The sequence below is a fragment of the Variovorax sp. P1_H2 genome (genome assembly GCF_056405295.1).
Genome location: NZ_JBFUCJ010000054.1, coordinates 19116 through 43006, shown reverse-complemented (window position 1 = coordinate 43006; position 23891 = coordinate 19116). Strand labels below are relative to the sequence as shown.

Genomic DNA, 23891 nt, shown 5'->3' with positions numbered 1-23891 from the left:
GTGCACGGCAACGGCGACTCGGCGGCCCTCTGGCAGACCACGATCTGGCGCTTCGAGTCGAACGGCTGGCCGCGCGACCGCCTGATCGCGCTCGACCAGCCTTTCCCGCTGGCGCGCGACGACGACGGCGTGGCCCAGCCGGGCCGAAGCTCGACCGCCGAATCGATGGCCTTCCTCCAAGGCGAGGTCGACCGGGTGCTGAAGCGCACCGGCGCCACCAAAGTGGTGCTGATCGGCAACTCGCGCGGCGGCAACACGATCCGCAACTACGTGCAGAACGGCGGCGGCGACCGGGTGGTGAGCCACGTGGTGCTGGGCGGCAATCCGGCGCACGGCATCTGGGCCGTCAAGGGGCGGCTGGAGGGCAGCGAGTTCTCCGGATTGAGCCCTTTCATGCAGCGGCTCAATGCGCCGAAGAACGCCGAGGGCCACGAAGTGACGCCCGGCGTGAAATGGCTCACGCTGCGCTCGGACAACAACGACAAGTACGCCCAGCCGGACGGCCTGTGGATCGGCAGCCAGGGCCAGCCGACACGGGTCGGATTCGACGGACCGGCGCTCAAGGGGGCCACGAACCTGGTGCTGCCGCGCGTCGATCACCGCGAGACTTCGTTCTCGCCCGCCGCCTTCGAGGCCACCTGGCGCTTCGTCACCGGCGAGGCGCCGCGCACCCTGCAACCGGTGCCGGAAGCCTCCGTGGCACTGTCCGGCAGGGTCACGGGACTGGGCCTCGACCCGGCCAACCCGGCCAGCGGCAGCTTTCCCAACAACCTGGCGCTGACGGGCGCCCGCCTGTCGGTGTTCGCCATCGACCCGGCCACCGGGACCCGGCAGGGGCCGGCGGCCTGGGAACAGACCATCGGTCCGGACGGCCGCTGGGGACCCTTCACGGGCCGACCGGACACCGCCTGCGAGTTCGTGATCGCGGCGCCCGGCTACGCCACCACGCACATCTACCGAAGCGCCTTCCCACGTTCGAGCGGCATCGTCCAGCTGCGCCCGGAACGGATCGCGGAGACCGACCGCGATGCGCGGGCGCTGGTGATCTTCACACGGCCACGCGGTTATTTCGATGCCGAACGGGACCGGCTTCGCTTCGTTGGCCAGACCACCCTGCCCGGCGTCCCGCCGAAGGGAGCGGGCGTGTCGAGCGCGAAGATCAAGCTCGACAGCGAGGTACCGCGGTCGGTGGAAGCCGAATTCAACGGCGAAAGAGTGGTCGGGCGGACCTGGCCCGCCGCGCAAGGCGAGATCAGCGTCCTCGAGCTGACCTATTGACGCGCGCCCGCTGCGCGACTACCCGTGCAGCCGGGAACTCTGCGGCAGGTGCGCCATCAGGAACTCCATCTGGTCCGCCAGGATGCGGCGGTTGCGCAGGATGAAGTCCTCCCACAGGCTGGGCACATAGGGCGCATAGAGCAGCGCCATGCCGGCCTGCTCGGGCGTGCGGCTGCTCTTGCGATGGTTGCAGGGCCGGCAGGCCGTCACCACGTTCATCCAGGTGTCGATGCCCTTCTGGGCGAACGGGATGATGTGCTCGCGCGTGAGTTCTTCTTCATGGAAATGCCCGCCGCAATAGGCGCAGATGTTGCGGTCGCGCGCGAAAAGCTTGCTGTTGGTGAGTCCCGGGCGCTGCGTGAAGGGATTGATGCGCGGCACGCCCTTGGTGCCGATGATGCTGTTGATCGCGATCTGCGACTGCTGGCCGGTGACCGCGTTGTGGCCGCCGCGGAATACAGCCACCTGCGCGCCCACCTCCCACCGGACCTCGTCGGAGGCGTAGTGGATCACCGCCTGTTCGAGCGAAATCCACGATTGGGGCAGCCCTTGGGCCGACAGCTTCAAGACCTTCACCAGACGCCTCCTCAATCAAAGAGAACCACGGAAAGACCAGGACATGACGCTCGCCCGATGGGCTTGCGCACGACGCAGTGCGTCACAATATACCGGCTTTGTGACAAAAAGGCCCTGATGTGCCCATTCCATGGGCGCAAAGTGCTATCAAAAAGATACCAGACGATGCAGGTTTTCCGGGGCTTCAGGCATCCGGGCGTGGCTCCGGCCTGTGCCCTGACCATTGGCAATTTCGACGGTGTGCACCGTGGCCACCAGGCGATGCTGGGGCTGCTCAACACCGAGGCCCGCCTGCGCGGGCTGCCGAGCTGCGTGTTGACCTTCGAGCCGCACCCGCGCGACTACTTCGCGGCCCTCACCAAGCGGCCCGAGCTGGCGCCGGCGCGCATCGGCACCCTGCGCGACAAGCTCAGCGAACTCGCGGCCGGCGGCGTGGCGCAGACCATCGTGCTGCCCTTCGATGCCCGGCTGGCCTCCCAGACGCCGGAAGAATTCATCCAGCACGTGCTGATCGAGGGCCTGGGCACACGCTACGTGCTGGTCGGCGACGATTTCCGCTTCGGCGCCAAGCGGGCCGGCGACTACGCGATGCTCGACCGCGCCGGCGAGCAGCACGGCTTCGATGTCGCCCGGATGAACAGCTACGAGGTGCACGGCCTGCGGGTGTCGAGTTCGGCGGTGCGCGAAGCGCTGGCCGAAGGGCGGATGGCCGACGTCCAGGCGCTGCTGGGCCGGCCCTATGCCATCTCCGGCCACGTGGTCCACGGCCGCAAGCTCGGCCGTGCGCTGGGGGCCTCGGAACCCGGGCGCGACGATGGCTTCCGGACCCTCAACCTGCGCTTCAAGCACTGGAAACCGGCCGCCAGCGGCATCTTCGCGGTGCTGGTGCATGGTCTGGCCGCGACACCGCTGCCGGGCGTGGCCAACCTCGGCGTGCGGCCCTCGCTGGACGCCAACGACGTCAACGCCGGACGGGTATTGCTCGAGACCCACTGCCTCGATTGGCCGGCCGAACTCGGCAGCGAGGGGGCCTACGGTAAAATCGTCCGCGTGGAACTGCTGCACAAACTGCACGACGAATTGCGCTACACCAGCCTCGAGGCCCTCACGGCGGGCATCGCGAAGGATGGCCGCGACGCGCGCGCCTTCTTTGCATCCACCCACGCCGAGACCCATCGCCAGACCACGCGCGACCGAATTTAGAGCGGAAACCGTCGCTTTTCCGCCGCGTTCGGCCGCCCTGGGAAGCCAGGGGCCGCATGCCCCCCTCGATCCCCGAGCGCTGCAAGGCAGCGCAGATTTCTGGAACTTCCATGGCTGACAACAAGACCGACGGCGCCACCGACTACCGCGCCACGCTGAACCTGCCCGACACCCGCTTCCCGATGCGCGGCGACCTGCCCAAGCGCGAGCCGGGCTGGGTCAAGGAATGGAACGACGAAGGCCTCTACCACCGCCTGCGCGACGCCCGCCACGGCGCGCCCAAGTTCATCCTGCACGATGGCCCGCCTTATGCCAACGGCCAGATCCACATGGGCCACGCGGTGAACAAGATCCTCAAGGACATGATCGCCAAGGCGCGCCAGCTCGAAGGCTTCGACGCCCTCTACGTGCCCGGCTGGGACTGCCACGGCCTGCCGATCGAGAACGCGATCGAGAAGAAGTACGGCCGCAACCTGAGCCGCGACGAGATGCAGGCCAAGAGCCGCGCCTATGCCACCGAGCAGATCGCCCAGCAGATGGCCGACTTCCAGCGCCTGGGCGTGCTGGGCGAATGGGACCATCCGTACAAGACCATGGACTTCGCCAATGAAGCCGGCGAGATCCGCGCCTTCAAGCGCGTGATCGAGCGCGGCTTCGTCTACCGCGGCCTGAAGCCTGTGTACTGGTGCTTCGACTGCGGCTCCTCGCTGGCCGAGTTCGAGATCGAGTACGCGGACAAGAAGTCGCAGACGCTCGACGTCGCCTTCAAGGCGCATGACCCGGCCAGGCTGGCCGCCGCCTTCGGTCTGCCCGCGCTCGCGAAGGATGCCTTCGCGGTCATCTGGACCACCACCGCCTGGACCATCCCGGCCAACCAGGCCATCAACCTGAACCCCGAGCTCGACTACGCGCTGGTCGACACCGAGCGCGGCCTGCTGGTTCTGGCCGCCTCGCTGGTCGAGATGTGCATGAACCGCTATGCGCTCGATGGCACCGTGCTGGCCACGGTCAAGGGCGAGAAGCTCGGCGGGCTGGAATTCGAGCATCCGCTGTACGACGTCGACGCCGGCTACCGCCGCCTGTCGCCGGTCTACCTGGCCGACTATGCAACCGCCGACGACGGCACCGGCCTGGTCCACTCCTCGCCGGCCTACGGCGTGGACGACTTCAACTCCTGCATCGCGCACGGCGTGGCGTACGACGACATCCTGAATCCGGTGCAGGGCAACGGCTCCTACGCGCCCGATTTCCCGTTGTTCGGCGGGCAGAACATCTGGAAGGCCGTGCCGGTGATCATCCAGGCGCTGCGCGATGCCGGCCGCCTGATGACCACCGAGGCCATCACCCACAGCTACCCGCACTGCTGGCGCCACAAGACGCCGGTGATCTACCGTGCGGCCGCCCAGTGGTTCATCCGCATGGACGAGGGCGAAGGCGTGTTCACCAAGGACAAGGCGCCGCAGACGCTGCGCCAGACCGCGCTGGCCGCGATCGAAGAGACCACCTTCTATCCGGAGAACGGCAAGGCGCGGCTGCACGACATGATCGCCAACCGGCCCGACTGGTGCATCAGCCGGCAGCGCAGCTGGGGCGTGCCGATCCCGTTTTTCCTGCACAAGGATTCGGGCGAGCTGCATCCGCGCACGATGGAGATCCTCGACCAGGCCGCGGCCATCGTCGAGCAGGGCGGCATCGAGGCCTGGAGCCGCGTGACCACAGAGGAAATCCTCGGCGCCGAGGACGCGCCGCACTACACCAAGAGCACCGACATCCTCGAGGTCTGGTTCGATTCGGGCTCGACCTTCTATCACGTGCTGCGCGGCACCCACCCGAACGTGCACCACGCCACCGGCCCCGAGGCCGACCTGTACCTCGAAGGCCATGACCAGCATCGCGGCTGGTTCCATTCGTCGCTCTTGATCGCCAGCGCGCTCGAAGGCCGCGCGCCCTACCGCGGCCTGCTGACGCACGGCTTCACGGTCGACAGCCAGGGCCGCAAGATGAGCAAGTCGCTCGGCAACGGCATCGACCCGCAAGAGGTCAACAAGAAGCTCGGCGCCGAGATCACCCGCCTGTGGGTGGCCGCGAGCGACTACTCGGGCGACATCGCGGGCGACGACAAGATCCTGGCACGCGTGGTGGATGCCTACCGGCGGATCCGCAACACGCTGCGATTCCTGCTGGCCAACACCAGCGACTTCGACATCGCGAAGGATGCGGTGCCGCTCGGCGAGCTCCTTGAGATCGACCGCTATGCGTTGAGCCGCGCCGCCCAGTTCCAGGCCGAGATCCTCGCGCACTACAAGGTGTACGAATTCCACCCGGTGGTCGCCAAGCTGCAGGTGTACTGCTCCGAGGACCTCGGCGCCTTCTACCTCGACGTGCTCAAGGACCGGCTCTACACCACCGCGCCCGGCTCGCCCGCACGCCGCAGCGCCCAGACCGCGCTGTGGCACATCACGCAAGCCATGCTGCGCTGGATGGCGCCGTTCCTGAGCTTCACGGCCGAAGAGGCCTGGAAGTTCTGCGGCGACGGCCGCTCGATCTTCGTCCAGACCTACAGCGACCTCGGCACGCCCGACGAGGCGCTGCTGGCCAAGTGGAGCCGCATCCGCGAGATCCGCGATGCGGTCAACAAGGAGATCGAGACCGTGCGCACGGCCGGCCAGGTCGGCTCCTCGCTGCAGGCCAACGTGACGATCACGGCACCCGCCGATGACCACGCGCTGCTGGCCTCGCTCGGCGAGGACCTGAAATTCGTGCTGATCACCTCGGCGGTCGCGCTGGCGGCGGGCAATGTCCTGTCGGCACAGGTGGCCGCGAGCACCGCGACCAAGTGCGAGCGCTGCTGGCACTGGCGCGACGACGTCGGCCACGATGCGACGCACCCGGGTCTCTGCGGCCGCTGCACCAGCAACCTGTACGGCGCCGGAGAGCAAAGGATGCTCGCCTGATGGCCCGCAAACCTTCGGGCAAGTCGGGCTTGGGGATCTGGCCCTGGCTCGGCCTCGCACTGGTGATCGTGATCGTCGACCAGTTCACCAAGACGCTGATCCTGGGCTACTACAAGTACAGCGACGTGACCTACGTCACCAGCTTCTTCAACGTGGTCCGGGCCCACAACACCGGCGCGGCATTCTCGTTCCTCGCCGATGCGGCCGGCTGGCAACGCTGGTTTTTCACCGCCATCGGGGTGGCGGCGGCGGTGTTCATCATCTGGATGCTGAAGTCGCATGCCGGCCAGAAGCTGTTCTCGTTCTCGATGGCCGCCATCCTGGGCGGCGCCGTCGGCAACGTGATCGACCGGATGATGCACGGCTACGTGGTCGACTTCCTCGACTTCCACATCGCCGGGCGCCACTTTCCGGCCTTCAACGTCGCCGACAGTGCCATCACCCTCGGCGCCCTCTGCCTGATCCTCGACGAACTCCGGCGCGTCCGAAGGAAGTAGCCGCGGCCACAGGCAGGCAGGCGGGATGAATCCGCCGGGGGCTTGGTCTATAGTCCCCTGCTTCCATGAAGCATCTGTTGAATTTACTTGCGGCGGTGGCGCTGCTGGTATGGGGCACCCATCTCGTTCGCACCGGCGTCCTGCGCGTCTTCGGGGCCAACCTGCGCAGGATCCTGGTCCACAGCATGCGCAACCGCTTCACGGCGGCCCTCTCGGGCATCGGCGTGACGGCCCTGGTGCAATCCAGCACCGCGACCTCCCTGATGACCTCGTCCTTCGTCGGCCAGGGCCTGGTGACGCTGCCGGCCGCGCTGGCCGTGATGCGCGGCGCCGACATCGGCACGGCCTTGATGTCGGTGCTGTTCTCGGCCGACCTGTCCTGGCTGTCGCCGCTCTTCATCTTCGTCGGCGTGGTGCTGTTCATCACGCGGCCGTCGAGCGTGGCCGGCCGGGTCGGACGGGTGCTGATCGGACTGGGCCTGATGCTGCTCGCACTGCAGCTGGTGGTGGCGGCCACCGGCCCGCTGTTCGAGGGCCAGGCGATGCGCGAGCTGCTGGGCAGCCTGGGCAGCGACGTGCTGCTCGAGATCACGATCGGCGCCGCGCTCGCGATCGTCGCCTACTCCAGCCTGGCGGTCGTGCTGCTGGTGGCCGCGATGGCCAGCTCGAGCGTGGTGCCGCTCGATGTGGCGATGGGCCTGGTGCTCGGCGCCAACCTGGGCAGCGGCCTGCTGGCGGTGCTGACCACGGCCAAGTCGGTGGTCTCGGTGCGCCAGGTCACGGTCGGCAACCTGGTCTTCAAGCTGCTCGGCGTGGCGATCGCGGCGCCTTTCGTCGGCCTTTGGCTGCGCGAGGTCAGGCCCTACATCTCGGACGCCACGCAATTCGTCGTGCTGTACCACCTGTCCTTCAACGTGCTCGTGAGCGTCGGCTTCATCGGGCTCACCAACTGGGTTGCCAAGCTGGTGACCCGCCTGCTGCCCGTGCCTGTCGAACCGGCGGCCACGCAGCGGCCGCAGCACCTGGACCCCTCGGCCCTGTCGACGCCGACGCTGGCCATCTCGAACGCCGCGCGCGAGGCGCTGCACCAGGCCGACGTGGTCGAGACCATGCTGATCGGCGTGCTCGGCGTGATCCGCAACAACGACCTGCGCCTGGCCCAGGAACTGCGCAAGCTCGACGACACGGTCGACCAGCTGTACTCGGCCATCAAGTACTACATGACGAAGATCTCGCGCGAGGCCCTGGGCGAAGAGGAGAGCCGGCGCTGGACCGACATCATCAGCTTCACCATCAACATGGAGCAGATCGGCGACATCATCGAGCGCGTGATCATCGACATCGAGGACAAGAAGATCAAGCCGCAGCGCAACTTCTCCGAGGCCGGCATGCGCGAGATCGTCGAACTGCACGAGCGCCTGGTAGCCAACCTGCGGCTCAGCATGAGCGTCTTCCTGAACGGCAGCGTGCGCGACGCCCAGAAGCTGCTCGAGGAGAAGGCGCGCTTCCGAGACCTGGAACGCGCCTACGCCACCACCCATCTCGGGCGCCTGTCGGACCAGACCACGCTGAGCATCGAGACCAGCTCGCTGCACATCGACCTGATCAGCGACTTGAAGCGCATCAATTCGCACATCTGCTCGATCGCCTACCCGATCCTCGAGTCGGCCGGCGCGCTGGCCCCGACCCGCATGCGCGAATCGCGGCTGAATGCACTTTAGCTCGCCCCCAGGTTGCCCCGCACTTCGTGTCGGGGCGCCCACCCCCTACCGGGGGCAACACCAGCGGCCCGGCAAAGCCGGTTCCGCGGTGTTTCACCAACGGGCCTGGCTGCGCCGGCCGGTGAATGCTGGCGCTGTGGTTGTTCGACGGCGGCGCGCAGCGCACGCCTGTTCGTGGGCAGTCGCGGAACCGGCTTCGCCGGGCCGCTGACTGCGCCCCCGGTAGGGGGTGGGCGGGCTACACGCAGTGAGCCCAACCTGGGGGCGAGCTACAACGTGAAGATCGTGCAGCCGGTGGTCTTGCGCGCCTCGAGATCGCGGTGCGCCTGCTGCACGTCCGCCAGGGCGTAACGCTGGTCGATCGGGATCTTTACGGCGCCGCTCTCGACCACCGCGAACAGCTCGTCGGCCATCGCCTGCGTGCTTTCGCGCGTGGCGATGTGCGTGAACAGGGTCGGACGCGTGACGTAGTAGGAGCCCTTGGCCAATGTGCCGAGGTTGAAGGCCGCCACGGGCCCCGAGCCGTTGCCGAAGACCGCCAGCAGGCCGAAGGGCCGCAGGCAGGCCAGCGAGCCCTCGAAGGTGTCCTTGCCGACCGAGTCGTAGGCCACCTTGACTCCCATGCCACCGGTGATCTCCTTCACGCGCTCGGCGAAGTTCTCGGTGCTGTAGTTGATCGCGTGTGCGGCCCCGTGGGCCAGCGCGAGCCGGCACTTGGCATCGGTGCCGGCGGTGCCGATCAGTTGGAATCCCAGCGCCTTGGCCCATTGGCAGGCGATCAGTCCGACGCCGCCGGCCGCGGCATGGAACAGGATGAAGTCGCCGGGCTGCAGGCCTTCGGCGGGCAGCGTCTTCTTGAGCAGGTACTGCGTCGTCAGGCCCTTCAGCATCATCGCCGCGCCGGTCTCGAAGGAGATCGCCTCGGGCAGCTTGCAGACGTTCTTGGCCGGCATGACGCGCAGCTCGCAATAGGAGCCGGGCGGCGCGCTGGCATAGGCCGCGCGGTCGCCGGCCTTCAGGTGCGTGACGCCCTCGCCCACCGCCTCGACCACGCCCGAGGCTTCCATGCCGAGCTGCAGCGGCATCGGGAACGGATAGAGCCCGCTGCGCTGGTAGGTGTCGATGAAGTTCAGGCCGACCGCCTTGTGGCGGATCCGGATCTCGCCCGGGCCGGGATCTCCGACCTCGACCTCGACGATCTTGAGTTCCTCGGGACCGCCGTTGCGGTCGATTCGCACTGCCTTGCTCTTGCTCATGATGCTGCTCCTGATAAGTCGCCTATGCTGCCACGCCAACGACTCGCCGTGTCGTGGCCGGCGCAGCCAGGCCCGTTGGTGAAACACCGCGGAACTGGCTTCGCCAGGCCGCTGGTGTTGCCCCCGGCAGGGGGCTGAGGAGCCGCGGCTCCAAGCCTGCCTGCGCAGGCTTGGACGGCTCCGAAGGGCCGCTGCCTCTGGCAGCGACTCGAGGCGCCGGACACGAAGTGCCGGCAACCTGGGGGCGAGCCTAGTACGTCCCGGGATACGCCCCGCCGTCGGCCAGCACGTTCTGGCCGGTGACGTAGGCGGCATGCACGCTGCACAGGAAGGCACAGATGGCGCCGAATTCCGCCGGCGTGCCGAAGCGGCCCGCCGGTATGTTCTTCTGCCGGCTGGCGCGGATGGCGTCGATGTCCTGGCCGGTCTTCTTGGCCGCCCCCGCCAGCGTGCCCTTGAGCCGGTCGGTGTCGAAGGAGCCCGGCAGCAGGTTGTTGAGCGTCACGCCCTCGGCCGCGAGACCGGTACGCGCAACGCCGGCAACGAAGCCGGTGAGCCCGCTGCGCGCGCCGTTGCTGAGGCCGAGGATGTCGATCGGCGCCTTCACCGAGCTCGAGGTGATGTTGACGATGCGCCCGAAGCCGCGCGCCGCCATGCCGTCGACCGTGGCCTTGATCAGCTCGATCGGCGTCAGCATGTTGGCGTCCAGCGCCTTGATCCAGGCCTCGCGGTCCCAGTCGCGGAAATCGCCGGGCGGCGGGCCACCGGCATTGGTGACCACGATGTCGTAGTCGGCGTGCGCAGCGAAGGCCGCGGCACGGCCATCGGGGGTCGTGATGTCGGCCGCCACATGCTTGACGAAGGGCTTGGCCGCGTTGGCCGCCGCCGTGGCCTGCAGGCTCCTTGCCGCCACCTCGAGCGCCTCGGCGCCGCGCGCCACGACCACCAGGTTGACGCCCTCGCGCACCAGCGCTTCGGCGCAGCCGTAGCCCAGTCCCTTGCTGGCGCCGCACACCAGTGCCGTCCTGCCTGCGATTCCCAGATCCATGTTGATTCCTTCGGGCTCAGCGCCCCATTCGTGTGAAGACAAAAATGCCGGTGATGACCAGCACCGTGCCGGCCGCGATCCAGGCGGTGAAGGGCTCGCCGAGCAGCAGCACCCCCATCAGGATCGTCGACATCGGCCCGACCATACCCGTTTGCGCCGCCATCGCGGGGCCGATGCGCTCGATCGCCATCATGACGGCGAGGACAGGCACGGCGGTGCACAGCGTGGCGTTGAGCACCGACAGCCAGATCACCTCGGGCGCCACCTCGAAGGCCGCGCCCATCGGCCGCAGCAGCAGGAACTGGGCGATGCACAGCAGGCAGGCCACGCTGGTGGCCAGCCCGACCAGCCGCAGAGAGCCGAGCCGCTTGACGAACTCGCCGCTGGCGACCAGGTAGATCGCATAGCTCACCGCGCTCAGGAACACCAGGAAGGCGCCCCACGCGGCCGCCGCGCTCTGGCCCAGGCTGAGCTCGTGGCCGAACACCAGGAGCGCGCCCGAATAGCTGATGGCCATGCCTGCGAACTGCCAGCGCGTGATGCGCCGCCGGTAGACGATCCAGCCGAACAGCAGCACCAGCGTCGGATTGAGGTACAGGATCAGCCGCTCGAGGCTGGCCGTGACGTAGGCCAGCCCGGCGAAGTCGAGGAAGCTCGACAGGTAGTAGCCCGAGAAGCCGAGCCCGACCACGCCAAGCCAGTCGCGCCGCGTGAGCGCCGGCTTGCCGCGCCCCGCCCACCACGCCATGAGCGCGAACAGCGGCAGCGCGAACAGCATGCGCAGCATGATCAGCGTCACGGCATCGACGCCGTAGCGATAGGCCAGCTTGACGATGATCGCCTTGCCGCTGAAGGCGATCGCGCCGAAGGTGGCGAGCGCCAGGCCCGGCGCGAGATTCTTGCGTGCGGCGAAGTGGCCCCCACGCTCCGTCACTGCGTGTACTCGCTGCCCCCCGAGGGGGCCGCAGGCCGCCTTGGGAGCGGCCCGGCGCCGGCCTGAGCCTCGCCGTCGGAGGTCCTCCCGTCGCAGGCCATCTAGAACCCGGCAGCCAGGCCGTCGCGGCGGGCGTCGCTGGCCGCAACGTAGCCTTCGACCGCCGGGTCTCCCGCGCGCCAGATGAACTGGCCGGCACCGAAGTCCTGGTAGGAGTCGTTGATGACGTCGACCTTGTGGCCGAGCGCGGACAAGCCTTGCACCGTGGCCGGCGCCATCGCCGACTCGACGTTGATCTCGAGCCCCGCGTTGAAGCGCCAGCGCGGCGCATCGCAGGCCGCCTGCGGGTTCTGCTGGTAGTCGAGCATGCGCACCAGCGTCTGCATGTGGCCCTGCGGCTGCATGTTGCCGCCCATCACGCCGAAGCTCATCACCGGCGCACCGTCCTTCGTGAGGAAGGCCGGGATGATGGTGTGGAACGGGCGCTTGCCCGGCGCCACGAGGTTCGGGCTGCCGTCGTTCAGGCTGAAGCCGTGGCCCCGGTTCTGCAGGCTGATGCCGAACTCGGGCTCGACGCAGCCCGAGCCGAAGCCCATGTAGTTGCTCTGGATGAAGCTCACCATCATGCCGCTCTCGTCGGCCGCCGTAAGGTAGATGGTGCCGCCCTTGACCGGGTTGCCCGCCTTGAAGTCCTGCGCTTTGTTCACGTCGATGAGTTTGGCACGCGAGGCGAGGTAGGCGCCATCGAGCATTTGCAGCGGTGTCACCTCCATCGACGATGGCTCGGACACGTAGCGGTAGGTGTCGGCGAAGGCCAGCTTCATGGCCTCGATCTGCAGGTGCTGCGAGCGCACGGAGTCGACCGGGATCGAGCCGATGTCGAAGTGCTCGAGGATGCCCAGGGCGATCAGCGCCGCGATGCCCTGGCCGTTCGGCGGAATCTCGTGCAGCGTGTGGCCGCGGTAGTCCTGGGCGATCGGCTCGACCCACTCCGGCTTCCAGTTGGCAAGGTCGCTCGCCTTCAGGCTGCCGCCGTTCGCGCGCGAGAACTTCTCCAGCGCCGCAGCGATTTCACCGCCGTAGAAGGCATCCCCCCGGGTCGCCGCGATGGCCTTGAGGGCGCGCGCCGCGGCCGGGAAGCGGAACAGCTCGCCGACCTCCGGCGCCCGGCCCCAGGGCAGGAAGCTCTGCACGAAGCCAGGCTGCGACCGCAGGATCGGGGTCGCGGCGGCCCACTTCTGCCGCACCACCGGCGGCATCAGGTAGCCGCGCTCGGCGATCTCGATCGCCGGCGCCATGAGATCGGCGAAAGGCAGCTTGCCGAAGCGCTCCGACAGCGCGACCCAGCTGCCGACCGCGCCCGGCACCGTGACCGAGTCCATGCCGCGCATCGGCGGCGTCGCGGCGTCGGCGCCGTACTTGCTGCGGAAGTAGTCGGGTGTCCAGGCCGCGGGCGCGCAACCCGAGGCGTTGAGGCCGTGCAGCTTCTTGCCGTCCCACAGGATGCAGAAGGCGTCGCTGCCGAGGCCGTTGCTGACCGGCTCGACCAGCGTCATGACCGCAGCGGTCGCGACGGCGGCGTCGACCGCGTTGCCGCCCTGCTGCAGGATGCGCAGGCCGGCCTGGGCGGCCAGGGGATGCGAGGTCGACACCACATTGCGGGCGAAGACCGGGATGCGGGTGGAGGTGTAGGGGTTTGCGTAGTCGAACTTCATGTCAATCGCCGGTGATCTTTCTGTCGATGATGATCTTCTTCCACTTGGCGGCGTCTTCCGCCACCATGCTCGCGAGCTGCGCCGGCGTGCTGGTGGTGGGTTCGATGCCCAGCCGTGCCAGCTTGTCGCGCACTTCCGGGTCGCTCAGCGACTGGTTGGCGGCGCTGTTGATGCGGGTCACGAGATCGGCCGGCAGGGCCTTCGGGCCGTACAGGCCGAACCAGGTATTCGACTCGAAGCCCGGCAGCACATCGGCGATCGGCGGCAGCTCCGGCGCCAGCGGGCTGCGCTTCAGCGTCGTCACGCCCAGCGCCCGCAGCCGGCCGTCGCGCACGTGCGGCATGCCGGTCGGCAGCGAATCGAACAGCACGTCGACCTTGCCGGTGATCAGGTCGGGGATCGCCAGAGCGGTGCCCTTGTACGGAATGTGGGTCACGAAGACACCGGCCTGCGCCTTGAAGAGCTCCGCCGTGAGCTGAACGATGGTGCCGTTGCCGCTCGACGCGTAGTTGAGCTTGCCCGGGTTCTTCTTGGCATAGTCGATCCACTCGCGCACGGTCTTCGCCGGCGAGTTGTTCGGCACCAGCATGATGCTGGGCGCGTCGCCCACGTGCGCGATCGGCGTGAAGTCGCGCACCGTGTCGTAGGGCAGCTTGGGCGTGATCGCCGGCCCGATCGAGTGGGTGCTGGTGGTGGCCAGCAGCAGCGTGTAGCCGTCGGGCGGCGACTTGGCCGCGGCGTCGGAGCCGATCGCGCCGCCGGCGCCGGGCTTGTTGTCGATCACCAGCGTGGTGCCGAGCTTCTCGCCCATCTTCTGCGACAGCGTGCGCGCGAACAGGTCGGTGGCGCCGCCGGCCGGGAAGGGCACGATCAGGCGGATCGGCTTGGTTGGATAGCCTTGTGCCAGGCCGGCGGGCGATGCGGCCACGCACAGCGCGGCGGCACAGGCCTGAAGGAACCTGATTCGTTTCATGGTCTGGATTCTGTCCCTGTGGAGATGAAATCGAATGCTATGCAAGGCCAGGACATCAAGCCAGATAATCCAGCTTATCGAACTATAAATACGGCTTATGACGAGGAACTCCACCGAAGAGATCTCCCTGCAACAGCTCCGGGCCCTGTCGGCGGTGGCCGAAACGAGCAGCTTCACCCTGGCTGCGGAGGCCCTGCAGCTCACGCAGCCGGCGATCAGCCATTTGATCAAGCGCATGGAGCACGAGCTCGGGCAGCCGCTGGTGGTGCGCGGCCGCCGCATCCGGATGACCAATGCGGGCCAGATGATGGTCGATACCGCCGTGCGCGCGCTGCGCCTGATCGATGAGTCCGTCGACGCCTGCCGGTCGCAGTCCGAGCTGCGGGAGGGGCGCGTGGTACTGGCGGTGGGCCATCTCACGGCCGGCGCCCTGCTGCCGCCGCTGCTGGGCCGTTTCTCGCAGCAGCACCCGGCGCTGGCGACGGCGCTGATGGACAGCACGGCCGAGCAGATGATCTCGCGCATCCTCTCGCAGGAAGCCGACCTGGGCTTCGGCTCGGACATCGGCCAGAAACACTCGGAGCTGGCCACCGAGCCGCTGTTCAGCGAGCGCATGGCACTCTTCGTGCGCGAGGACCATCCGCTGGCCCAGCGGGTGGTGATCGATGCCAGGCACCTCGACGCATTGCCCTTCATCCACGTCAATCCGGATGCCAACATCTGGCGCTCGGTCAGCCGCCAGCTGTCGAGCGTGGCCAACGTGTACCCGCGCGTGGTGCACCACGTGTCGATGCTGTCGACGGCCTTCGGGCTCATCCAGTCGGGTGCGGGGGTTGCACTGTTGCCGCGCTATGTGGAGGTGCTGATGCCCGGCAACCTGCGCGCCGTTGCCGTGACACGTCCCACCCTGGAGTACCCCGTCGTCGCCGTGCGGCTTGCAAAGCATCCGCTCAATCCCGCGGCCATGGCTTTCCTGGCGATGGCGCGGCAGCACATGAAGTCGACACGCATCTCGAAGCCCTGAAAAGCAAAACGGCACCCGAAGGTGCCGTTGGAGAGCAAGGCTATCCGCCCGCGGTCAGGCCTCTTCCTCGTGGAAGGCTTCCTCGCGCTTGGACTTCACGGCCGGCAGCAGCACGATCACCAGCAGCAGCAGCGCCGCAGCGAGCAGGCCGGCAGAGATCGGGCGTGTGACGAAGACGATCCAGTCGCCGCGCGACAGCAGCAGCGCACGGCGCAGGTTCTCCTCCATCATCGGCCCGAGGATGAAGCCCAGCAGCAGCGGCGCCGGTTCGCACCCGAGCTTGAAGAAGCTGTAGCCGATGAAACCGAAGATCGCCACCATCCAGATGTCGAAGGTGTTGTTGTTGGTCGAGTACACCCCGATCGCGCAGAACAGCACGATGGCCGGGAAGAGGTACTTGTAGGGCACCGACAGCAGCTTGATCCACATGCCGATCAGCGGCAGGTTCAGGATGATGAGCATCGCGTTGCCGATCCACATCGAGGCGATCAGGCCCCAGAAGAGTTCGGGGTTGCTGGTCATCACCTGCGGGCCCGGCTGGATGTTGTGGATGGTCATCGCACCCACCATCAGCGCCATCACGGCGTTGGGCGGAATGCCCAGCGTCAGCAGCGGGATGAAGGAGGTCTGCGCGCCGGCATTGTTGGCCGACTCCGGCGCCGCGACGCCGCGGATGTTGCCCTTGCCGAACGGCACTTCGCCCGGATGCAGCTTGGTCTTCTTCTCGATGGTGTAGGCCGCGAAGGCCGCCAGCAACGCGCCGCCGCCGGGCAGGATGCCGAGTGCCGCGCCAAGCGTCGTGCCGCGCAGCACCGCAGGCAGCATGCGCTTGAAGTCTTCCTTGGTCGGGAACAGGCCGGACACCTTGGCGGTGAACACTTCGCGCTCGTGCTCGGGCCGCGACAGGTTGGCGATGATTTCGCCGTAGCCGAACACGCCCATGGCGATGGTCACGAAGCCGATGCCGTCGGTGAGTTCGGGGATGTCGAAGCTGAAGCGCGCGACACCCGAGTTCACGTCAGTGCCGACCAGACCCAGCAGCAGGCCCAGCACGATCATCGCGATGGCCTTGAGCAGCGAGCCCGAAGCCAGCACCACGGCGCCGATCAGGCCCAGGATCATCAGAGAGAAGTATTCGGCAGGGCCGAACTTGAAGGCCAGTTCGGTCAGCGGCGGCGCGAAGGCCGCCAGGATCAGCGTACCGACGCAACCTGCGAAGAACGAGCCCAGGCCGGCAGCGGCGAGCGCGGGACCGGCCCGCCCTTTCCGGGCCATCTGGTAGCCGTCGATCACGGTCACCACGGAAGACGATTCACCCGGCAGGTTGACCAGAATCGCAGTGGTGGAGCCGCCGTACTGCGCGCCGTAATAGATGCCGGCCAGCATGATCAGCGCCGACACGGGCGGCAGCGCGTACGTGGCGGGCAGCAGCATCGCGATGGTCGCGACAGGGCCGATGCCCGGCAGCACGCCGATCAGCGTGCCCAGAATACAACCGGCCAGGCAGTACAGCAGGTTGGTGAAGGTGAAGGCGACGCCAAAACCCAGCGAGAGATTTGCGATGAGATCCATTTTTTGTCGTCCTCAACCCGTGATGAAGGTGGGCCACACCTGGATCTGCAGTTTCAGCGCCCAGATGAAGGCGATGTAGCTGCCGATGGCCAGCGCCGTTGCGAGCACCAGCACCTTGGGGAGGTTGAACTCGCTGCCCGCCAGGCTGGCAATGATCACGAGCGCGTAGATGGCGATGATCATTCCCATGGCAGGCACGCCGACGCTCGGCAGGCCACCGAGCAGCAAGCCGAAGGCAAGGTTGGCGCCGATGATGTAGACCACCTGCTTCCACGCCCACTTGCCGATCAGTTCACCGTCCTCGGTCTCGACCGTGAGGCCGGTGAACATGATGGCCAGGCCGATGACGGCCATCAGGATGCCGAGCATCAGCGGGAAGTAGCCGGGGCCCATGCGGGCGCCGCTACCGACGTTGTAGGTTGTCGCCCCCCAGGCGAACGCAACTCCCACGACGGCGAACATCACCCCCGAGAAGAAGTCTTTCTGACTCTTGATTTTCACGACAGTCTCCACGAAAAAACTCGATCGGAGATTGTGTGGTCAGGTACGAGTCAGCTCGATGTGGATTCCACCTATCGGGCCTTCAGGGTAATCCCTGCTTGAATCATTCCAGCGGCGGTGTCGCGCTGAGCACTTCCTCGATGGTGGTCACGCCCTCGGCGACCCGCAACGCGCCGGCCAGCCGCAGCGGCCGCATGCCGTCGGCCACAGCCTGGCGGCGCAGTCCGACCGTGTTCGGCTCCTTCGTGACCAGGGCCTTGAACTCCTCGCTGATGCTGAGCAGCTCGTACAGCCCCATGCGCCCCATGTACCCGGTCATGCGGCAATCGACGCAGCCGACCCGCTTGTAGGCCCGCACCGAGCCGTTGATCTGCCAGGGCTTGACGAACTCGGCCAGCTTCTCGCGCGTGATCGACGCGTCAGGTTCCTTGCAATGCGGGCACAGCGTGCGCACCAGCCGCTGGGCCAGCACGCCGAGCATCACGGCGTTGATCAGGTAGGAGGGCACGCCGAGCTCCATCATCCGCGTGATCGCGCTCGGCGCATCGTTGGTGTGCAGGGTGCTGAAGACCAGGTGGCCCGTGAGCGCCGCCTGCACCGCCATCTCGGCCGTGGCGAGGTCGCGGATCTCGCCGACCATGATGATGTCCGGATCCTGGCGCATCAGCGCCCGCAGGCCCTCGGTGAAGCCGAAGTCGAGCTGGTGCTGCACCTGCGTCTGGTTGAAAGAGGGTTCGATCATCTCGATCGGATCTTCGACCGTGCTGACGTTGACCTGCTCGGTGGCGACGCGCTTGAGCGTCGAATACAGCGTGGTGGTCTTGCCCGAGCCGGTCGGCCCGGTGACCAGGATGATGCCGTGCGGCCGCGTCACCAGCTTCTCCCAGCGCTGGGCGTCGTGCTGGGCGAATCCGAGGGCGTCGAGGTCCTTGACCGCGGTGTCGGGGTCGAAGATCCGCATCACCATCTTCTCGCCGAAGGCGGTGGGCAGCGTCGACAGCCGCATCTCGACCTCGTCGCCGCGCAGGTTGCGGGTCTTGATGCGGCCGTCGAGCGGGCGCCGCTTCTCGACCACGTCCATGCGGCCCAGCAGCTTGATGCGCGCCACCATCGCGTTCATCACGCCCATCGGCATCTGGTAGGCCGGGTGCAGCACGCCGTCGATGCGGAAGCGGATCACGCCCTGGTCGCGCCGCGGCTCGAGGTGGATGTCGCTGGCGCGCTGGTCGAAGGCGTACTGCCACAGCCAGTCGACCACCTGCACCACGCTCTGGTCGTTGGCGTCGAGCTGCTTGTTGCTCTTGCCGAGCTCGACCAGCTGCTCGAAGCTGGCGCCGCCGGTGTTGCCGCCGGCCTTCTGTGCCGCCCGCACCGATTTGGCAAGAGCGAAGAATTCGGCCGTGTAGCGCTGGATGTCGGTCGGGTTGGCGACCACCCGGCGCACCGCGCGGCGCGACTGGCGCTCGACCTCGGCGATCCAGTCGGTCAGGAAGGGCTCGGCCGTGGCCACCACCACCTCGCTGGGCGTCACCTGCACCGGCAGCACCTTGTGCCGCTCGGCATAGGCTGCGCTCATCGTGTCGGCCACCTTGCCGACATCGACCTTCAGCGGATCGATGCGCAGGTAGGCGAGCCCGGCCCGGCCGGCCAGCCACTGCGTGAGCATCTCGAGATCGAGCGGCTTGCCGTCGCTCTCGCGTGTCATCGCGACGTTGGCCAGCCGCACCAGCGGCGCCTGGCGGCTCTCGGCCTGGGCGCAGCGCGCCAGCGTGCGCTTGGCCTCGACCGGCGAGATCAGGCCATCCTTGGCCAGCCATTCGATCAGGTGGCGCAGGACCAGCGGGCCTTCATGGCCGGAAGAAGAAGACAGTACAGCGTTCATATCCAACCCAAAGCGACGTCTACGTCTGTTTCAGAAACACCGCGGAACCGGCTTTGCCGGGCCGCAGGTGTTGCCCCCGGCAGGGGGTGGGCGGGCTACACGCAGTGAGCCCAACCTGGGGGCGAGCTTAGTCTTGCGGTTTGAATACCCGCAGCCACTTCGGTGCAGGCAGGCCCCAGCGAGTCTGGATGCTTTGGGCCCGATCGGCAAGCGCGGGGCGCTTCGGACGGCTGGCGCTCGCCTGGGCCAGCACCACCGTGTTGCCTTCGCGCGTCGGCTTGAAGGCCCAGACCGCCTCGGCGCCGAAGGCGGCCGTGATCTTCTCGAGGCTGCGCTCGTAGCTCGAGGAGCGGCCGAAGAGATTGACCGTCATGGCGCCGTCCTCGGTCAGCAAGGCGCGGCAGTCGGCATAGAAGTCTTCGCTGTCGAGTACCGGTGCGGCCGCCTCGTGGTCGTACAGGTCGACCTGCAGCGCATCGACCGTGCCGAGCCAGCGCGGCTTGCGAATCTCGGCGGCGGCATCGGCGACCACGACCTCGAGCTTGGCATCGTCGGCCGGCAGCTTGAACCAGCCACGGCAGGCCGCCACCACCTGCGGATTGAGCTCGACCGCGGTAGTGCGCATGCGCAAGGTCTTGCGACAGAACTTGGTCAGGCTGGCGGCACCCAGGCCGAGCTGCATCGCGTGACGCTGGGCAACGCCGGCCGGATCGGCGAACAACAGCCAGACCATCATGCGCTGCACGTATTCGAGCTCGATCTCGAAGGGCGCATCGAGCTTCATCGAGCCCTGCACCCACTCGGTGCCGAGGTGCAGATAGCGGACATCGCCCCAGTCGGAAAAATTGACCTCGGGAAGGGAGAGCTTCATGGAATGACCAGATACCTTTCAAACACCTCGCGCCAGGCCTGGACCTTGCGATCGAAGCTCCAGCTCGCATTGGCCGGGCTCGACGACGGCAGCCGATGCACCGGCACCCCGAGCACCCGCGTGTGCCGCGCGTGCCGGAAGCTCTCGCCGCCGTTGTGCGCGATGGCCGCGAGCCGGGGCAGCCGCAGGCTCGCGATGTCGTTCGCCACCGGGTCGCGGATCGCCGAATCGAGGCTTCCCTCGCGCTCGCAGCTGGCATACACGTCCCACACGCCGAGACCGCGGTCGAGCAGCCACCTGCTACGCTTTTGATAGCTATCTTCGCCCACTGGCAGCGGGTTTCCGGGCCACAGCGCCTGCAAAATTCTCCAGAAGTGATTCTGCGGGTGCGCATAATACCGCTGCTGCGCAATCGACCGGGCCCCAGGAAAGCTGCCGAGTATCAACAAGGCAGTGTTCTCGGAAACGATCGGAGCAAGCCCCGTGAGCACGGCCTTGACGTCGTCTGGGCGCGAAGCCGGCTTATTCATCACGAACGCTGCACGGCCTGCCGAGGCACCGGCACCTGCGAGGAGAAGAAATGAATACGGAAGCGATCTGGATTTTCCTGACGACGCAAGGCATGGATTTTGGCCTGAAAGTGATCGGCGCCCTGATTGCCTGGGGCGTCGGCCGCTGGTTGATCGGCCTGGCGCAGCGCCTGGTCGCCAAGGCCCTCGAGCGCGGCAAGCGCATGGACCCGACCCTGAGCCACTACCTGGTCTCGATCCTCGGCGTGCTGCTCAACATCGTCCTGATCCTTTCGATCCTCGACATGTTCGGGGTCCGCACGACCTCGTTCGCGGTGCTGCTGGCCGGCGCCGGCCTGGCGATCGGCACGGCATGGGGCGGCCTGCTGGCGCACTTCGCCGCCGGGGTCTTCCTGCAGGTACTGCGACCGTACCGGGTCGGCGACTACGTCACGGTGGGCGGCGGCATCAACGGCACCGTCAAGGAACTGGGCCTGTTCGGCACCACGCTGGTCACGCCCGACAATGTGGTCACCACGGTGGGCAACAACAAGGTGCTCTCGGATCCGATCCAGAACTTCAGCCAGTTGCCGTTCCGCCGGGTCGACGCCACGGCCAAGATCGCCAACGGGGTCGACGTGAACCAGGCGATCGCATTGCTCAAGGCCGCAGTCAGCCAGATCCCGAATGTCTCGACCGAGCAGCCGCCCGACGTCGAGATCCTGCAATTCACGCCCGAAGGACCGCTGCTCGCCGTGCGGCCCTACACCCACACCGACCACTACTGGCAGGTGTACTTCGACACTCACAAGGCGGTCGTCAAGACTTTCGGCGCCGCCGGCTACCCGACGCCCGAAACGCCCCTGGTGCATCGGAACATCCAGCCACCGGCCACGGCATGAAAAAACCCGCCGCGGCGGGTTTTCATTGGGGCTGCGAGAGCGCCGGTGCGCGCGCTCAGGGCTTCTTGGCGGCTTCGCCCTTGGCGGCTTCGTTCTGGACCGTGCCCGGGATCTTCTCGCCGATCTTGTCGCCCACCTTGCGGGTCCCAGAAGCGGCATCGGAAGCCACGTCGTCGATCGCCTTGCCGGTCGCCTTGGCCCCCTTCTCGGTCGCCTTCGCGGCCTTCTTGGTGCCGCTCTTGGTGGCATCCCAGGCCTTCTCGGTGCCTTCCTTGGTCTTGTCCCAGGCCTTTTCGCCTGCGTTTTCCGCCTTCTGGGTGGTGCTCGGGGCCGTGGTTTGCGCGATCGCCGACGCGCCGACGCAGGCGAGGGCCAGCGTCAGGGCGGCCGGCAGGGTGCGAACGATGGATGAGTTCATGGGGAAGCTCCTTGTTGAGTTGGCGTGACTGGCTTGCCACTTGGATGCAACGACTGCACGAACCCAAAGGATGACACCAAAAACCCGTGCCGCGCCGCAGCGGGCCCAAGTCGGGGCCTTCGCCTACGCCGCGCCCGGGCGTTCGGCCGACAGGCCCATCAGCGAAACGAGACGCGGCAGCGCGGCAGCCGCGTTGCGGGTGGTCGCTTCGGCCAGCGCCGATGCCTCGATGCCGCGCAGGCCTGCCACCACTTCGGCGATGCGCGGCAGCTCGCCGGGCTCGTTGCGCCCCTGCGACTCGCCCGCGACCCGCTGCGCCTGCGTCCGGTAGAGCCAGTGCGGCGGGATGTCGGGTGCGTCGGTCTCCATCACGATCGCCTCCAGCGGCAGCGTGGCGGCAAGCCGACGCAACTGCAAGGCGCGCTCGAAGGTCACGGCCCCGCCGAAGCCGAGCTTCAGGCCGAGTTGGACACAGGCCAGCGCCTGCTGCTCGCTGCCATTGAACGCATGCGCGATGCCCTGCCAGCGCTGGCCGGGCGCCACCTGGCGCAGGTGCTTCAGCACCTTGTCCACCGATCGGCGGACATGGATGATGACCGGCAGCCCGTGCTTGCGCGCCAGCTGCAACTGAGTGTGAAAAAAGCGCTCCTGCTTGTCGGCGTCCAGGCCCGGGTCGAAGTAGTCGAGGCCGATCTCGCCGACCGCCACCAGGCGCGGGTCGTCGCGTCGGCGGACGAGTTCCTCGTCGAGCAGCGCGAGGTCCTCGTCGCGCGCTGCGCCGGTGCACAGCGGATGGATGCCGAGCGCGTAGGCATCGCCCTGCCGATGCGCAAGCTCGCGCACCGTCCCGAAGTTGAAGGCGGCGACCGCGGGGATGACGCAGAGCGCGACGCCGGCACGCTGCGCACGGGCCCGGACTTGGAGCATTTCCGATCCGAATTCGGGCGCATCGAGGTGGCAATGGGTGTCGACGAAGATGGCCATCGCGCGATGATGCCCGAAGGGATGCAAGGCGGCGGAAAGCGTGCTACCGTGATTCCTACAGCGACTCTCTTTTGCACGGAGGTGCCCGATGCGCAGGCCTGCTTTCTACAGCCGCTCGCCCCGAGGGCCGCAGGATGCGGCCGAGCCCGGCACGCCCACCGACGCCACCGAGGTCCAAGCCACCGCCCGGCCTCCTGCGGCGACCTGGCAGCCCGGCCGCCGCAGCTTCGGGCTGCTGCTGGCACTGGTCGTCGGCATGGGCGGCACCGGCGCCTACCTGTGGCCGCGACAAGGAACGCAGGCGCTCACTCAGAAGGACATCGACGCGGCGGTCCTGCGCACCCTGCAGACGCAAGCCCTGCCCTCGGCCGCCGCCCGCGCCGCCGAGATCATCCGCCCCTCGGTGGTGCGCGTGGTGGGTTACGGCACCGAAAAGAACACGCCCGAGGCCAAGACCGAGAAGCGCGGCCGCAACATGGCCAAGGGCAAGCCGCCCGAGGCCACCGACGAAGTGGCCGGCAAGCAAGTGGAACGCGGCGTCGGCACCGGCGTCGTGATCGTCGACAAGGGCGTGATCCTGACCAATCTGCACGTGGTCGCAGGCGCCGAGACCATCAAGGTCACCTTCGCCGACGGCCTCGAGGCGCCGGCCATCATCACCGCCCTGCAGCCCGAGAACGACTTGGCCGTGCTGCAGGCACAGAAGCTGCCCGACGACCTGATCCCGGCCACCATGCGTTCGACCGCCGACCTGATGCCCGGCGACGAAGTGGTGGCGGTCGGCTTCCCCTTCGGCATCGGTCCCTCGGTGTCGGCGGGCGTGGTGTCCGGCCTCAACCGCTCTTTCCGCTCGCCCGAGGGCAAGCAGGAGCTCGGCAACCTGATCCAGTTCGATGCGGCCGCCAATCCCGGCAACTCGGGCGGCCCGCTGATCAACATGAGCGGCGAGGTGCTCGGCATCGTGACCGCCATCCTCAATCCGACCCAGCAGCGCACCTTCATCGGCATCGGCTTCGCCGTGCCGATCGAGAACGCCGCCTCCGCCGCCGGCTCGCCGCCCTTCTGACCCACCG

Annotated in this window: 21 protein-coding genes; 8 read left to right on the top strand and 13 right to left on the bottom strand. The window is 67.6% G+C overall.

The features are described from left to right. Positions 1 to 1278: alpha/beta fold hydrolase (locus AC1D2E_RS19055; RefSeq protein ID WP_478198839.1), on the top strand; the 1278-nt coding region annotated here is incomplete at its 5' end. An 18-nt stretch (positions 1279 to 1296) separates the two neighbouring features. Here the strand turns inward: AC1D2E_RS19055 and AC1D2E_RS19050 are convergent. Then, on the bottom strand, positions 1297 to 1854 hold the full coding sequence (locus tag AC1D2E_RS19050) for an HNH endonuclease (RefSeq protein ID WP_478172850.1): 558 nt from the start codon (positions 1852 to 1854) through the stop codon (positions 1297 to 1299). A 165-nt stretch (positions 1855 to 2019) separates the two neighbouring features. On the opposite strand from AC1D2E_RS19050, the gene AC1D2E_RS19045 reads away from it, so the two are divergent. From AC1D2E_RS19045 to AC1D2E_RS19030, 4 genes are all read left to right on the top strand, one after another. Further along, complete coding sequence (locus AC1D2E_RS19045; RefSeq protein WP_478198838.1) at positions 2020 to 3057, top strand: bifunctional riboflavin kinase/FAD synthetase; 1038 nt, start codon at positions 2020 to 2022, stop codon at positions 3055 to 3057. Positions 3058 to 3167: 110 nt separating this feature from the next. Next, positions 3168 to 6011, top strand: a complete 2844-nt coding sequence (gene ileS / locus AC1D2E_RS19040) for an isoleucine--tRNA ligase (RefSeq protein ID WP_478198837.1) — start codon at positions 3168 to 3170, stop codon at positions 6009 to 6011. Continuing rightward, positions 6011 to 6508 carry a signal peptidase II gene (lspA, locus tag AC1D2E_RS19035; RefSeq protein WP_478198836.1) on the top strand — a complete coding sequence of 166 codons (498 nt, stop codon included), beginning with the start codon at positions 6011 to 6013 and terminating at the stop codon, positions 6506 to 6508. Before ileS ends, lspA begins: the two co-directional genes overlap by 1 nt. A 65-nt stretch (positions 6509 to 6573) precedes the next feature. Then, positions 6574 to 8229 (top strand): Na/Pi cotransporter family protein, encoded by a 1656-nt coding sequence (locus tag AC1D2E_RS19030; protein WP_478198835.1) that lies wholly within the window; start codon positions 6574 to 6576, stop codon positions 8227 to 8229. Between the two features lie 269 nt (positions 8230 to 8498). Here AC1D2E_RS19030 and AC1D2E_RS19025 read toward each other — a convergent pair whose 3' ends face one another. The 5 genes from AC1D2E_RS19025 to AC1D2E_RS19005 form a co-directional block, all read right to left on the bottom strand. Next, positions 8499 to 9485: a quinone oxidoreductase family protein gene (locus AC1D2E_RS19025; protein ID WP_478198834.1), complete on the bottom strand. Its 987-nt coding sequence runs from the start codon at positions 9483 to 9485 to the stop codon at positions 8499 to 8501. Positions 9486 to 9735: 250 nt separating this feature from the next. Beyond that, positions 9736 to 10533, bottom strand: a complete 798-nt coding sequence (locus AC1D2E_RS19020) for an SDR family oxidoreductase (protein WP_478198833.1) — start codon at positions 10531 to 10533, stop codon at positions 9736 to 9738. Between the two features lie 16 nt (positions 10534 to 10549). Beyond that, positions 10550 to 11467 carry a DMT family transporter gene (locus AC1D2E_RS19015; protein ID WP_478198832.1) on the bottom strand — a complete coding sequence of 306 codons (918 nt, stop codon included), beginning with the start codon at positions 11465 to 11467 and terminating at the stop codon, positions 10550 to 10552. A gap of 101 nt (positions 11468 to 11568) precedes the next feature. After that, positions 11569 to 13182 (bottom strand): gamma-glutamyltransferase family protein, encoded by a 1614-nt coding sequence (locus AC1D2E_RS19010; protein WP_478198831.1) that lies wholly within the window; start codon positions 13180 to 13182, stop codon positions 11569 to 11571. Position 13183: 1 nt separating this feature from the next. Next, positions 13184 to 14155 (bottom strand): Bug family tripartite tricarboxylate transporter substrate binding protein, encoded by a 972-nt coding sequence (locus tag AC1D2E_RS19005; protein ID WP_478198830.1) that lies wholly within the window; start codon positions 14153 to 14155, stop codon positions 13184 to 13186. Positions 14156 to 14252: 97 nt separating this feature from the next. Between AC1D2E_RS19005 and AC1D2E_RS19000 the strand changes: the two genes are divergently transcribed. Beyond that, positions 14253 to 15179, top strand: coding sequence for a LysR family transcriptional regulator (locus tag AC1D2E_RS19000; protein WP_478198829.1), 927 nt, complete (start codon positions 14253 to 14255; stop codon positions 15177 to 15179). Between the two features lie 54 nt (positions 15180 to 15233). Here AC1D2E_RS19000 and AC1D2E_RS18995 read toward each other — a convergent pair whose 3' ends face one another. The 5 genes from AC1D2E_RS18995 to AC1D2E_RS18975 all read right to left on the bottom strand — a co-directional run bounded on the left by AC1D2E_RS18995 (position 15234) and on the right by AC1D2E_RS18975 (position 20535). Further along, positions 15234 to 16751, bottom strand: a complete 1518-nt coding sequence (locus tag AC1D2E_RS18995) for a tripartite tricarboxylate transporter permease (protein ID WP_478198828.1) — start codon at positions 16749 to 16751, stop codon at positions 15234 to 15236. Positions 16752 to 16763: 12 nt separating this feature from the next. After that, on the bottom strand, positions 16764 to 17252 hold the full coding sequence (locus tag AC1D2E_RS18990; RefSeq protein WP_478198827.1) for a tripartite tricarboxylate transporter TctB family protein: 489 nt from the start codon (positions 17250 to 17252) through the stop codon (positions 16764 to 16766). Between the two features lie 103 nt (positions 17253 to 17355). Beyond that, entirely contained in the window at positions 17356 to 19134 is a 1779-nt protein-coding gene (gene tfpB, locus AC1D2E_RS18985; RefSeq protein ID WP_478198826.1) for a type IV pilus assembly ATPase TfpB, read from the bottom strand. Positions 19135 to 19261: 127 nt separating this feature from the next. After that, positions 19262 to 20005 (bottom strand): class I SAM-dependent methyltransferase, encoded by a 744-nt coding sequence (locus AC1D2E_RS18980; RefSeq protein WP_478198825.1) that lies wholly within the window; start codon positions 20003 to 20005, stop codon positions 19262 to 19264. Continuing rightward, entirely contained in the window at positions 20002 to 20535 is a 534-nt protein-coding gene (locus tag AC1D2E_RS18975; protein ID WP_478198824.1) for a DNA-deoxyinosine glycosylase, read from the bottom strand. The genes AC1D2E_RS18980 and AC1D2E_RS18975 overlap by 4 nt, the downstream gene beginning before the upstream one ends. A gap of 50 nt (positions 20536 to 20585) precedes the next feature. Between AC1D2E_RS18975 and AC1D2E_RS18970 the strand changes: the two genes are divergently transcribed. Then, entirely contained in the window at positions 20586 to 21416 is an 831-nt protein-coding gene (locus AC1D2E_RS18970) for a mechanosensitive ion channel family protein (RefSeq protein ID WP_478198823.1), read from the top strand. 55 nt (positions 21417 to 21471) lie between these two features. Here the strand turns inward: AC1D2E_RS18970 and AC1D2E_RS18965 are convergent, their stop codons facing one another. Then, positions 21472 to 21834 (bottom strand): hypothetical protein, encoded by a 363-nt coding sequence (locus tag AC1D2E_RS18965; RefSeq protein WP_478198822.1) that lies wholly within the window; start codon positions 21832 to 21834, stop codon positions 21472 to 21474. Positions 21835 to 21957: 123 nt separating this feature from the next. Next, positions 21958 to 22818, bottom strand: a complete 861-nt coding sequence (locus AC1D2E_RS18960; RefSeq protein ID WP_478198821.1) for a TatD family hydrolase — start codon at positions 22816 to 22818, stop codon at positions 21958 to 21960. 88 nt (positions 22819 to 22906) lie between these two features. Here AC1D2E_RS18960 and AC1D2E_RS18955 point away from each other — a divergent pair, with 88 nt between their 5' ends. After that, positions 22907 to 23884, top strand: a complete 978-nt coding sequence (locus AC1D2E_RS18955; RefSeq protein WP_478198820.1) for a S1C family serine protease — start codon at positions 22907 to 22909, stop codon at positions 23882 to 23884. Positions 23885 to 23891: the final 7 nt, after the last annotated feature.

Bases quoted from the DNA above. Each gene is read 5' to 3' on its own strand.
- AC1D2E_RS19045 (WP_478198838.1), top strand. From the start codon at position 2,020: ATGCAGGTTTTCCGGGGCTTCAGGCATCCGGGCGTGGCTCCGGCCTGT.
- ileS (WP_478198837.1), top strand. From the start codon at position 3,168: ATGGCTGACAACAAGACCGACGGCGCCACCGACTACCGCGCCACGCTG.
- lspA (WP_478198836.1), top strand. From the start codon at position 6,011: ATGGCCCGCAAACCTTCGGGCAAGTCGGGCTTGGGGATCTGGCCCTGG.
- AC1D2E_RS19030 (WP_478198835.1), top strand. From the start codon at position 6,574: ATGAAGCATCTGTTGAATTTACTTGCGGCGGTGGCGCTGCTGGTATGG.
- AC1D2E_RS19025 (WP_478198834.1), bottom strand. From the start codon at position 9,485: ATGAGCAAGAGCAAGGCAGTGCGAATCGACCGCAACGGCGGTCCCGAG.
- AC1D2E_RS19020 (WP_478198833.1), bottom strand. From the start codon at position 10,533: ATGGATCTGGGAATCGCAGGCAGGACGGCACTGGTGTGCGGCGCCAGC.
- AC1D2E_RS19010 (WP_478198831.1), bottom strand. From the start codon at position 13,182: ATGAAGTTCGACTACGCAAACCCCTACACCTCCACCCGCATCCCGGTC.
- AC1D2E_RS19005 (WP_478198830.1), bottom strand. From the start codon at position 14,155: ATGAAACGAATCAGGTTCCTTCAGGCCTGTGCCGCCGCGCTGTGCGTG.
- AC1D2E_RS19000 (WP_478198829.1), top strand. From the start codon at position 14,253: ATGACGAGGAACTCCACCGAAGAGATCTCCCTGCAACAGCTCCGGGCC.
- AC1D2E_RS18995 (WP_478198828.1), bottom strand. From the start codon at position 16,751: ATGGATCTCATCGCAAATCTCTCGCTGGGTTTTGGCGTCGCCTTCACC.
- tfpB (WP_478198826.1), bottom strand. From the start codon at position 19,134: ATGAACGCTGTACTGTCTTCTTCTTCCGGCCATGAAGGCCCGCTGGTC.
- AC1D2E_RS18980 (WP_478198825.1), bottom strand. From the start codon at position 20,005: ATGAAGCTCTCCCTTCCCGAGGTCAATTTTTCCGACTGGGGCGATGTC.
- AC1D2E_RS18975 (WP_478198824.1), bottom strand. From the start codon at position 20,535: ATGAATAAGCCGGCTTCGCGCCCAGACGACGTCAAGGCCGTGCTCACG.
- AC1D2E_RS18970 (WP_478198823.1), top strand. From the start codon at position 20,586: ATGAATACGGAAGCGATCTGGATTTTCCTGACGACGCAAGGCATGGAT.
- AC1D2E_RS18965 (WP_478198822.1), bottom strand. From the start codon at position 21,834: ATGAACTCATCCATCGTTCGCACCCTGCCGGCCGCCCTGACGCTGGCC.
- AC1D2E_RS18960 (WP_478198821.1), bottom strand. From the start codon at position 22,818: ATGGCCATCTTCGTCGACACCCATTGCCACCTCGATGCGCCCGAATTC.
- AC1D2E_RS18955 (WP_478198820.1), top strand. From the start codon at position 22,907: ATGCGCAGGCCTGCTTTCTACAGCCGCTCGCCCCGAGGGCCGCAGGAT.